The organism is Snuella sedimenti, from assembly GCF_016428595.1.
Taxonomy (GTDB): Bacteria; Bacteroidota; Bacteroidia; order Flavobacteriales; family Flavobacteriaceae; genus Snuella; species Snuella sedimenti.
The window spans coordinates 34,099-44,644 of sequence record NZ_JAELVQ010000028.1; the positions used below are offsets into that span (position 1 = coordinate 34,099).

11 protein-coding genes and 1 tRNA gene are annotated in these 10,546 nt (G+C 30.5%); 1 reads left to right on the forward strand and 11 read right to left on the reverse strand.

Annotated features, from left to right (window positions below; all coding sequences use genetic code 11):
* Nucleotides 1-23: 23 nt before the first annotated feature.
* Nucleotides 24-97, forward strand: a tRNA-Ile gene (locus JF259_RS15560).
* Between the two features lie 217 nt (nucleotides 98-314).
* Here the strand turns inward: JF259_RS15560 and JF259_RS15565 are convergent.
* The 11 genes from JF259_RS15565 to JF259_RS15615 all read right to left on the reverse strand — a co-directional run bounded on the left by JF259_RS15565 (nucleotide 315) and on the right by JF259_RS15615 (nucleotide 10,238).
* A complete protein-coding gene (locus JF259_RS15565; RefSeq protein ID WP_199116632.1) occupies nucleotides 315-797 on the reverse strand; it encodes a hypothetical protein in 483 nt (160 codons plus the stop codon).
* On the reverse strand, nucleotides 797-1,702 hold the full coding sequence (locus JF259_RS15570) for a hypothetical protein (protein ID WP_199116633.1): 906 nt from the start codon (nucleotides 1,700-1,702) through the stop codon (nucleotides 797-799). Before JF259_RS15570 ends, JF259_RS15565 begins: the two co-directional genes overlap by 1 nt.
* A gap of 20 nt (nucleotides 1,703-1,722) precedes the next feature.
* Nucleotides 1,723-2,811, reverse strand: a complete 1,089-nt coding sequence (locus JF259_RS15575) for a DNA cytosine methyltransferase (protein ID WP_199116634.1) — start codon at nucleotides 2,809-2,811, stop codon at nucleotides 1,723-1,725.
* A complete protein-coding gene (locus tag JF259_RS15580) occupies nucleotides 2,798-3,838 on the reverse strand; it encodes an adenine-specific methyltransferase EcoRI family protein (protein WP_199116635.1) in 1,041 nt (346 codons plus the stop codon). Before JF259_RS15580 ends, JF259_RS15575 begins: the two co-directional genes overlap by 14 nt.
* Before the next feature lie 265 nt (nucleotides 3,839-4,103).
* A complete protein-coding gene (locus JF259_RS15585; protein WP_199116636.1) occupies nucleotides 4,104-4,946 on the reverse strand; it encodes a rolling circle replication-associated protein in 843 nt (280 codons plus the stop codon).
* Between the two features lie 89 nt (nucleotides 4,947-5,035).
* Nucleotides 5,036-5,251 carry a hypothetical protein gene (locus JF259_RS15590; RefSeq protein ID WP_199116637.1) on the reverse strand — a complete coding sequence of 72 codons (216 nt, stop codon included), beginning with the start codon at nucleotides 5,249-5,251 and terminating at the stop codon, nucleotides 5,036-5,038.
* Nucleotides 5,245-5,556: a helix-turn-helix domain-containing protein gene (locus tag JF259_RS15595; RefSeq protein WP_199116638.1), complete on the reverse strand. Its 312-nt coding sequence runs from the start codon at nucleotides 5,554-5,556 to the stop codon at nucleotides 5,245-5,247. The genes JF259_RS15590 and JF259_RS15595 overlap by 7 nt, the downstream gene beginning before the upstream one ends.
* Before the next feature lie 153 nt (nucleotides 5,557-5,709).
* A complete protein-coding gene (locus tag JF259_RS15600; protein ID WP_199116639.1) occupies nucleotides 5,710-6,939 on the reverse strand; it encodes a site-specific integrase in 1,230 nt (409 codons plus the stop codon).
* A 9-nt stretch (nucleotides 6,940-6,948) separates the two neighbouring features.
* Nucleotides 6,949-7,659 (reverse strand): uracil-DNA glycosylase family protein, encoded by a 711-nt coding sequence (locus JF259_RS15605; protein WP_199116640.1) that lies wholly within the window; start codon nucleotides 7,657-7,659, stop codon nucleotides 6,949-6,951.
* Between the two features lie 591 nt (nucleotides 7,660-8,250).
* Nucleotides 8,251-8,706 carry a hypothetical protein gene (locus JF259_RS15610; RefSeq protein WP_233164329.1) on the reverse strand — a complete coding sequence of 152 codons (456 nt, stop codon included), beginning with the start codon at nucleotides 8,704-8,706 and terminating at the stop codon, nucleotides 8,251-8,253.
* 497 nt (nucleotides 8,707-9,203) lie between these two features.
* Nucleotides 9,204-10,238, reverse strand: coding sequence for a TlpA family protein disulfide reductase (locus JF259_RS15615; RefSeq protein WP_199116641.1), 1,035 nt, complete (start codon nucleotides 10,236-10,238; stop codon nucleotides 9,204-9,206).
* Nucleotides 10,239-10,546 lie beyond the last annotated feature (308 nt).

The following is a 10,546-nucleotide window of genomic DNA, read 5'->3' on the forward strand; positions in this document are numbered from 1 at the left end:
ATAGTAGATTTGCAGCCGATTTTGGTCCCATAGCTCAGTTGGTTAGAGCACCTGACTCATAATCAGGTGGTCCTTGGTTCGAGCCCAAGTGGGACCACTTCTTAAAATTATTAAGCCTTGTAAGCGTTGAGTTTACGGGGCTTTTTTGATTATAGGGGACGATTCAGGGGACGGATTAAATTAAAAAAATAATTTTTACTTGTTGGTTTACTAACGTTTCGTGTATAGTGGCTTGACTGATGTTAGGAAACCATGCACAATACATTGTTATGCCACGAGTACTTTTTTGTTCAGTTTGTTATTAAGCATTAATTTTACGCTATGCTATTCATGAAATCAATATCTTGTTTTTTTTCGTCCCACTTAAGAACTTCAATTTTACGGCCAGGTCTAAACTCTAAAATATCTTTTCTATTAAAAGAAGTTAGAAGTTTTGCTAGAGTTGAACCCATGCCAGCAGGTGCAATTAAAATTGAAAAAATAGGTAAGGCTATACAAGAATATCCAATTAATTGAGATAAATCAATAAGTTTAAGTTGACCTATTTTAACTTCAACGAATACGAGTTCTACCTTATCTTCATATTCAATAAAACCAGTTATGTCTTGTCGAATTTTATAAGTAGGGAATTCAGAAAAAAAACGTTGATATTCTAATTTTATGATAAAATTAGATAAATTACTATCATGAGTATCTAAAACAGTGATGTTTTTAGCTTTTCTACCAAAATCCCCTTTAAGTCTATTCTCAAGCCAAATTATTATGTCTGGATATATTTCTATTTCATTACTATACATCAGTTCTTCATATAACAGTTTAAACAATCACAAATTTCTTTGAATGCATCGAAGTGTTTACCTCTTATTTCGGTAGGTAAATTAGAATCGTTTTCATCAGGATGAATTGGCTTTGTCTTTATTCTTTGAGTTGTTCCATCACACAACGGAATATTGGAATCAAAATTTGATTTGTTTGTTGATGCTAATTCATTTAACGCCTGTTGCTTATGAGAAATATAAAAACCAATTTTTTGATAATCTTCAGCAAAAATTTTCATTTGATGTTCTTTAGCCCAAGATCTACTCCCTTTATTATTATTCGGGTCTCTTAAATTGGGATGGCCATAATTTATATTTTGAATTGGTACTTGAATTGACTGTAAAAGACGACATAATTGAGGTGGTAGACTCCAATTATTTTGCGTTATTTCTATATATACTCGATGCCTGTATGGTTCTTTAAAACCATAGTAATTTGAAGGTCTGACATATCCAGTAACATCTCCAATACCTCGAATAAATTCTTTCTTATTGATTTCTGTCGATTCAAATATTGGTTCTGGAACTTGAAAATCGTGATAACTAAATCTCGTGCCGTTAATTAAAAACTTAATGAATAGCCAAGCAATGTCTTCTTTGTCCCATTTTAAGACTAAAGAGATGCTATTTTCTAAAACGTTTTTTGCTACATTAATCCCTATGTTTTGGAGTCTAACGATTACTTGGTCAAGACTAGTCTGAATATGTAACTTTTGATCTAAATCTATTGATCTACCTACTGTTACTTTTTGACTTTTATATTCAAAATCAATGATGATTTTTTTAACATCCTGATTATATTGGATTTCTCCTCTACCAGTTATAAGCCCTAGTAAATAGGAAATATCAGGTGTAAGAAAATTAGAGATTTTATTTTTTTCCATTTCAGAATTTTTTTTATAGTCTATTTTGATTGATGTGTGATTAAATCCTCATAAATTTTGTCAGCAATTGCTTTTGCCATAAGAGGTGGAACAGCATTGCCAATTTGAGCTCTAACGGCTACTTTTGGTCCATAAAAAATATAGTTATCATCAAAAGACTGTAAACGTGCAGCTTCCCTCGGAGTAATAGTTCTATGAAGAAAAGGATGATTATTTGTTCCATTTGATGCAGCATCAAATCTGGTATCAATCGTAGGGGAAGGTTTGTTCCATTTCAATCGACCCCACGTAGACTTAAATTGTTGTTTTCCCAATAATTCTTTTGGTAAATATTCTTTTCCTTTTTCAGGTGGTATCATTTTAAGTTTTTCTACAGCTATAGAGGCATGATTTGATGCTTTATGATTGTATAGTTTATTGCTATTTTCTCTCATCATTTGTTGGTATTCAGAGTTAGGCTCATTGAGATAATCTTGCTCAAATTCTCCCTCATTGGAATTCAAATATGCTAAATCGTAAATTGCATCTCTGACTGTAACTAATTCATTTGATGTAGGTAGCGGTAATGTAATTTTCTTGTTTTTACAACATATAAAAATTGCTCTTTCTCTTGTCTGAGGAACTCCAAAGTCAGTAGCTTTAAGAATACCAACATCTACATGATAACCTAGTTTTTCAATTTCAGAATTTATTTCATTTTTAAACCATCCTTTTGAAGTTGAAAGTAAACTCTTCACATTTTCAATAACAAATACCTCTGGCTGAAGTCGTTTAACTAAGTTTAAAAATTCTATAAATAAAAAATTACGAGGATCTTTAAGCCCTAGTTTTTTCCCTTTCATTGAATATCCTTGACAAGGTGGCCCACCAACAATCATATTGACGCCTTTTTTTATTGATAAATCAATTATATTCTCCCTTACGCAATCATCTTTTATATCGCCGACTATAACTTTTACCTCAGGCATATTATTTTGTAAAGTTATTGCTAACCTTTTATTTATATCTAAAGCGACCATAGTCTTAAAATGCGGATTTTTATGCATACCATGTGACATACCTCCAGCACCACAGAATAAATCCAATATTTTAAAATCAATTTTTTTCAACAACATTTTTGTTTCTTATTAGAATTCTTTTGAAGGTTTCTTTTCCATTAACTATTGGTTTAAATAAATCAAATTCATTGTCTGAACCATGATTTGCTTCTCCGATTATTTCAAATTGTTCTTCGTTATGATATTTAAGAAAAGTTATAGGGACACCCATTATTCCCGGGTAATCCATTGGTATATCAACTACTTTTGAGATATTAATTGCATCGTAGTTGTCATACTTAGGGTGTTTTTTGGGACTGTAAAAAGAAGTAAGTACCAGATCTTTGTGCTTTCTTTCGTTATCTAGGTTAGTTAGCCACATTGCGTTTCCTAAACTTCTCCATTTTTGACCATTATCATCAATCCAAAAACGTGTTTTTCTTGGTGGAGTATCATTGGGAACTTTGAAGGCCATATCACCGAATCGATATCCAATCCATGCTTTTCCATTTTTTATGTAAGGAAACACATCTTTATAAGTTATGGCATTTTGATTTCCAATTAACAAATATTTTTTATTGTATTTCACGAGAAGCGAGAACAAAATTGTAAATTTTGAAAAAGGCGGATTAGTCACTACAATATCTGATTCTTTTAAGTATTTAATACATTCTTCACTTCGAAAATCACCGTCACCTTTTAATTTTTTCACATTCCCCTTCTCCTTTAAATAGCTTAAAATATCTTCATCTCTTATTGGTTTATCAAAATCTCCAGAAAGCTTTTTAACAATTAAAACATAGGCTGACTTATTATTTACTCTAGTATTATTGTTATCTAATATGTTGTGATTTTCAATTAAACGAGAGCCTATATATGAAGTGCAAATCAATTTTTTTAATTTCAAAATATTGAAATATTTCAAAAAATATTTTGCAAAAGCAGATTCATAAGGATCATCACAGTTACACAACACTACTTTTCCATCAAAATGATTTGCATATTGACTTACTTCTTCTTTTACAGTTTTGTAGTCAGTATACCATTCATCTGTATTATGAGAATGTTTTGCTTTATTTAAAATCGAATTACCCGACATGAAATATTTCTTCTATTCTATTTGTTAAACTAAATGTCATTTAAATCTGAAATTAAATGTTAAACTCTCGCAATATAATCTATTTTTAGAGCTAGAGTTCCCAATACCAAATATTAAATTTTTTTATTTATTTTTTATGAAAATGCCCAAATAAAATATCTCTTTAATTTCGAGTATTTGGTACTACATGTGTATATACTCCCTAGAGAGTATAATTTTAGCTTTATTAAGATAAGTCTTGTAAAGTACGCTTATAGAAAACGCTTTATTTTTTTAGTGCACTTTTATTCTTTTTATCTAGACGCTTATACATAGGAATTGTTTGCCTGTTCAAATCAATCATTTTAACGTTAATTACGGGGCTTTTTTTGTCTGTGTTTGTTATTTCGCTTAAAACCGCATTCATGCGTTTAAATTGGTCTGTAAACTCTACAGTGGTATAGAAATCAGTATAAAGTTCTGAAACTCTTCTTGAGCAGTTCCATACTTGGCACTTAAACTTTGCATTATTCTTGGTTACATATTTTGTAACATAGGAAGCAATAGACCTAATATTGTTTGAGTTTAATTGTTTTACATCAAAAGCTGATGAGGGTTTAAAGTTCTTGTCCCTTGGAGATATACCGTTCTTTTGTTGTAGTTTAATCCAATAATTCCACCATTTATCGATTTTCCAATATTTGTTGGTTATCATGTGAAAGTGAACATTGCCCTTAAAAGCATCATTTTTGGTTTGTCGCTCTGCTACCCAAACATACTGGAAGTCCTCACTTCGTTTTTTAGCATTATCAACAAACTTTCTAAGTAAATTAACCGCTTCTTCATCACTCACCTTGTTTAAAAAGGTGAGTGTGACAAAGCTTAATCTCTTATAGCATCTAGCAAAACAGGTTATCTTTTTTCGAATCTTTTGTTTCGAACGTTTGGACAAGGAGCGCTCCTTTTTCTCCTTGTCCTTACTGCTTTCCTTTTTTTTTGCTTTTGTATTCTTTGTAGGCTCTTGTTTTTTGCGTTGCAATGCAGAGCCTGTAAACTCATGTTTTGGCTTTTTTCCGTATGGTTTTGTTGTAAACGCTACGCTCGTTCCGTATGTATTCTTGACTATCATAATCTGAATCGTTGTACATTAATAAATACCATTAAAAGGTTATTATTAAAGGTTTTTAAGTTTTTAAAGGTTAAAAAAAAGAAAGACGTTTATTCAAGGAAGGCAGGAACAAACTCGCCTTTCTTGATTTGTTTCATAAAGGTTGCTTCTCTTCGGTTGTAAATGTTCATATATAACCAAGTAGGATGGTTTTTGGATAGAAACATTGAAAACCCGTTTAACTTATGAACATAAGTCCATTTTTTAGGTTTTGATTGATTTTCGAAGAACACTATAACGGAGTAATCATTTTTCTTTTTTAGCATGATTTACCTCCTCTCTTTACTGAAGTTTTAACTTCTTTTAAAGCGGCGTTTATGTCTTCCAATTTGTAGAGTACGCGATTGCCAATTCTAAAAGCTTTTATGATGCCGCTTTTGGTCCATTCGTTTAAAGTAGGAAGAGATATGCAAAGCGTTTTTGCAGTTTCTTCCCGAGAGAACAAAGAGATAAATTTTTTGTTTGGAGAGATTTGTTCTTTAACAGATTTAATTACTGTTTCATGCAATACATTTTTTATTGCTTGTTCTAAGTCTTCAACATTAAAGTTGTTAATTTCAATTTTTCCCATATTTAATTTTATTTAATGATTTATGGGAGCAAATCAAATCATATAATTGAAGTGCTTTTTCAAAATGACACCTTTTGATACCTTTTGATACTTTTTGATACCTTTTGTTGGTATTGTGATTAGGTGTTATTTATTTCAAATGATTATTAGCTCTTAATTAAAAAATGGGTGAGTCAAAAGTTTGTCTGCATTTTCTTTTTGGGAAACTCTAATATACTGTAAAAAGGAGCGTTCGGTTTTATGCCCGGTAATTTTCATTATGGCAATGGTTGGTACTTCTGCCAAGTATAGATTCGTAGCAAAGCTTCTTCTGGCTGTATGAGTTGAAACCAATTTGTATTTTGGGAGTATGTTTTTTTCAATTTTGCCCCCTTTTGTAATTGTGGTTTCTATAAGTTCTTTAATACCCGCCAAGCTAATAACATCCTTTAAATATTCGTTCATTTTTTGATTAGAATAGCTTTTAGGTAATTTGTTATTGTACTTTTTTAATATGGTTCTGACGGTTTTATGTAATGGAATAGCAACTCTTTGACCTGTTTTTTGTGTTCTTACTTCAATCACCTTATCATCAATGATATTTTCGGGGCTTATTTGTGTGAAATCTGAAAACCGTAAACCTGTATAGCAACCAATTAAGAACAAATCTCTAACTTTTTCCAGTCGTGGACTGGCTTTTAAATCTATCTTTTCAATTTGCTTTAATTCTTCTATGTTTAGGTAAACAGTGTCTGCTTCTTCTCTAATTGTTTTAAAGCGTTTGTTTTTAAACTCTAGATTCGTATTTAAACCTCTTTCTGTGGCTTCGTTCATAAAGGATTTAATAGTCTTTATGTGTTTGCCAACAGTATTGTTGGATAGGTTATGTTCGTGCTTTAAAAAGCCTAAATATTGGTTATAAAATTCCAATGTAACTGTTTCAAAATTTATAGGCTTATACTTTTTTGCGTATTCTTTTAGATACTTGAAAGTCGTTTTATAAACTTTAATTGTTCCAGCTGTTTTGTTGAGTTTGCTTTCCTCAATATAGCTGTCAATAAATTCAAAAAATGTAACCCGATTTGATTTAACAATATTGTCGTCCAGTTCGTCTTCTAAAGCTTGTTTTAGAATTGTATTATTGGGTTGAGTGCCATCATTAAGAAGCTTTCTAAAAGCATTGTTTATGCCGTTTTCAATTTTATCTAAACGAGAATTGAATTCGGGATATTCGGGAAACTGTTTTGTTGTTTTTACTCTTTGGGCCGTTTTATTCCAAAACTTTGGGTTTATGGTTTCTCCCGTTGAGTATTTAAATCTTTTATATTGATAATTATAAACCAAATAGATCAAAGTATCTGATTTCGAATTTGGTTCTTTGAGTATGAATTTCGCTTTTGCCATTCTAACATTTTATCGTTTTAAATTGCCTCTTAAAATTTCGTATTCTTCATTTATTTGTTCACCTAGATTTATCCATTTTTCATTATTGTTTATTTTGCCTAGTGTTTTGAATATTTCAGATACTGTTGGGATTTTTGATATGTTTTGATTGGACGGGTGGGGAATTACTTTAAGTTTAAAGTTGTATTTAGCTTGAATGCATTTTAAGTGCTGTATTAATGAGTTTTGTTTTGAGATAACTAAAACTTCTTTTGGTTTTATAATGTCAATTTCTTCAGATAGATAGTTTTTGCAGTTTTGAAAGGCTTTTGAAAAAATTGATTTATGACTATAACATTTTGTGCCGTCTGTTATATAGGTTGTTTCTCTGTTTAAATTTAAAACATTGAAGAAGTAATTCTCATATTGTTTAATCATTCCTTTTGAGTTCTCTTCGAAATATTCCCAGCCAAAAACATGACCTAATTTCCCTTTATCAATTCCCTTTGCAGGAGATTCTGCAACGACGAATGTTTTAATGTTCTCAATATTTTTTAAGTAGGGTATATCTTGTCTGTTTCCAAAAGAAGCGCATTTATTTCGACATTCTTGATTATGACATTTATCTGTAATTTGTTTTTCTTCTTCTTTCTTGGATTTAAGATAGTCAGGTTTAATCGATTCAAAATTACCTCCGTAAATCGTTGTGAATAATTTTTTAATTTTAGTTTCTTTGTTCATATGTCGAAAGTGTATACTCACAAATATAAACTAAATAAGTATTACAGGGGACGAATAAGGGGACGAATAATTTTAATTTGGTTTGTTTTAGCCTTATTTTTATTAATTCAAAATCATAGGTTTTACAGTGTTTAAAAGCTTAAAATACAGTAAAATAAGATAAAATATAAGAAAAAATATAGGAGACCAAGTGGGACCACAAAAAACAGAAAGCTGTTTCAATAATGAAGCAGCTTTTTTTGTGCCGTAAAGGTTTAGGGCGAGAAGCCTGTCCCGAGGGAAGCCCTAGCGGAACCACTTTTTAAGCATGTAAAACCTGTAAATGTTTAATTTATAGATCTTTTTAGTTATGGGAAACGACTCAGGAGACGAATAATTTTGGTTAAGTATAAAACTTATGTTTTTAAGGATTGATAGGTTATATGCCTTAAAGAAAGACAAGTGTTGAATTTGTCTTTTACATTAATATAACACTAATGTCATTACAAAAATTATTAAGACAACAAAAGCTAAGTTCTTGGATAAATTAAAGAAAAAAAGCCTAACATTTCTGTTAGACTTTCTGTAAAAAATATAAGCTTTTAGATTTCTTTAAGTTCCTGCACTTAAAGAAAAGCTACCGTCACCTTTAAAAGAAGTTAAAGTAATTGTAACAGTCCAAACACCAGGTGTTCCGCTTGCAGTGACTCCATCAATAGAATCAGGTTCAACAGAACCACTTAAAGATTTGTCCAATACAACAGCTCCATCAGCATCTTTAACAACTATTCTAAATGCTCCATCTGTAGTAGCTGTTATATCAGCATTATAATCTGCTGTACTTAAAGAGTTTTGCCATTCAAATACTCTAGTAGCACTTCCTCCTGTTCCTGTAAAGTCTCCATCCACATCACCATTAAAATCATCACCATCATCAAACAATACTGTACCGTTTACTCTTACTTGAATAGTTGTCTCATCATCATCACTACTACATCCAGAAAAAGTTAGGAATGTAAATGCTGTAGCTAAAATAAATAAATTTCTAATTAATTTAATTTGTAACATAATATAGGTTTAAGTTATACAGATTTGGGATATAACAAGTTATTCTATATAATTCCTACCACTTTGGGTTAATTATGGAGCAAAGATATTAAAAAAATCGTCAAAATGCGTGTTTTTTACGTTTAAATGCATTTGTCTTTCTATGAACGAGTTCTTTTTATCAAAATTAACTTAGCTTTCTACTTAATCACTGCATTAAGAGTGTATCTATTATTTATTCTACAAACGGCTAGTTATTACAAACTATTCAATCTAAGTGGAACCACTTATAAAAATCGTTAAGCCTTACAGGAATGTGAGGCTTTTTTATTTCCGCTTTGTTATAGCTGCATTGTGTATTAGGTATATTTTTTTATACCAACTTACCATGTTTTTAAGTAAAAAAGACTGCCTTTGTTAGGCAGCCTTTTTGTGATCCCTTTTACTGGTTGGTATTGAATGACTAATTCAAACTAATTATAAAAATGCTTACTTAGTGAAAAGGGATGTTTACTTTGTTATTCAACAATCGATAACAATGCTGTGATTGCTTCTTTGTTTGATGGTCTAGGCGCATCAAAATCTACAATTTTTCCTTCTGGGTCAATAAGGATAAATCTTGGAATTGCATTAATCCCATACGCACGTGTAAACTCTGATGCTGTCTGATTTGGAGCAAGAATTTGAACACCTGACATTTGCTTATTTTTAACCATAGACCTCCACTTATCATAATCTTTTTCTTTATCGACAGACATACTAATAAATACTATATTTTGATCCTGATATTTCTTTTCAAGTGCTTCCAAATGTGGTATCTGTGCCTTACATGGCCCACACCATGTTGCCCATACATCTATATAAACATACTTGCCTTTAAAATCTGAAAGTGATGTTTTGGATCCATCGTAGTTTTCATAATTCTTAAAGTCTGGAGACAGTGTCCCTTTGGATAGCTTTGTAGATAAATCATGTTCTTCTTCATGCTTGTCGGATAATCTTTTAATATAAGACTCAATATATGCCTTTTCACTTTTCACCTCTTTTTCAGGAATATTGGCATAAGAATCTAAAACATTATGAAGTTCATTTTTAAGTGTTGTGATTTTATTTTCAAAAGCTTCTTTTTCTAGTCTGTACCATATTTTATTAAAACCAATTTTAGATGATAGAATTAATGCTTTTTTGTTTGCATAATTATTATAATCACCATTGTCCAAACTAAAAACAACTGTTTCTTTAAAATTACTTGCATCTGCCTTTATTGAAATATCATCTCCGTTTTTAAATTGTAAAGAAGACATAATGGTATCCTCCATCAGCATAAATTGGAATTTGTCATAATCCATTTTCAACATCAAAGTATCATTAAAAGTACCATCCCTTTTTAATGGGATTGCCTTTTTATATCCCCCTAATCCATATATTGATATTTCTTTTGATTTTGCTTTTTCAATTTTACCTGAAATAGTAACATACTCTGGATGTGGTTTTTTGGTTTTACAAGAAAACATTACAATCATGAGCACACAATAAATAAATACTCTTTTCATTATTTAATTTTTAGTGATTTTGTTTATTCCCTATTACGGTTTTCAGTTTCTTTTATCCCTTTCCTATATCCTGTTTTTTTCCCAATAAAGAAACCTAAAATGAAAATAAAGTCCGATTAGAATTATTAATAACAAAAAAATCATTTCAATTGGTATAAATGCAAAATGCTATTATATTTTATATATCAAATTAGTAGTGATGCGTTTATAATTCATTGTTATTGAATAAATTAGGTTGTTCTTTGAATTTTTGATTGATTTTATTTTCCATAAACAACTCATTTATAGGTGTTTTGTCAAAAGTGGAT

Bases quoted from the DNA above. Each gene is read 5' to 3' on its own strand.
- JF259_RS15610 (WP_233164329.1), bottom strand. From the start codon at position 8,706: ATGTTACAAATTAAATTAATTAGAAATTTATTTATTTTAGCTACAGCA.
- JF259_RS15615 (WP_199116641.1), bottom strand. From the start codon at position 10,238: ATGAAAAGAGTATTTATTTATTGTGTGCTCATGATTGTAATGTTTTCT.
- JF259_RS15585 (WP_199116636.1), bottom strand. From the start codon at position 4,946: ATGATAGTCAAGAATACATACGGAACGAGCGTAGCGTTTACAACAAAA.
- JF259_RS15570 (WP_199116633.1), bottom strand. From the start codon at position 1,702: ATGGAAAAAAATAAAATCTCTAATTTTCTTACACCTGATATTTCCTAT.
- JF259_RS15565 (WP_199116632.1), bottom strand. From the start codon at position 797: ATGTATAGTAATGAAATAGAAATATATCCAGACATAATAATTTGGCTT.
- JF259_RS15605 (WP_199116640.1), bottom strand. From the start codon at position 7,659: ATGAACAAAGAAACTAAAATTAAAAAATTATTCACAACGATTTACGGA.
- JF259_RS15590 (WP_199116637.1), bottom strand. From the start codon at position 5,251: ATGCTAAAAAAGAAAAATGATTACTCCGTTATAGTGTTCTTCGAAAAT.
- JF259_RS15595 (WP_199116638.1), bottom strand. From the start codon at position 5,556: ATGGGAAAAATTGAAATTAACAACTTTAATGTTGAAGACTTAGAACAA.
- JF259_RS15580 (WP_199116635.1), bottom strand. From the start codon at position 3,838: ATGTCGGGTAATTCGATTTTAAATAAAGCAAAACATTCTCATAATACA.
- JF259_RS15600 (WP_199116639.1), bottom strand. From the start codon at position 6,939: ATGGCAAAAGCGAAATTCATACTCAAAGAACCAAATTCGAAATCAGAT.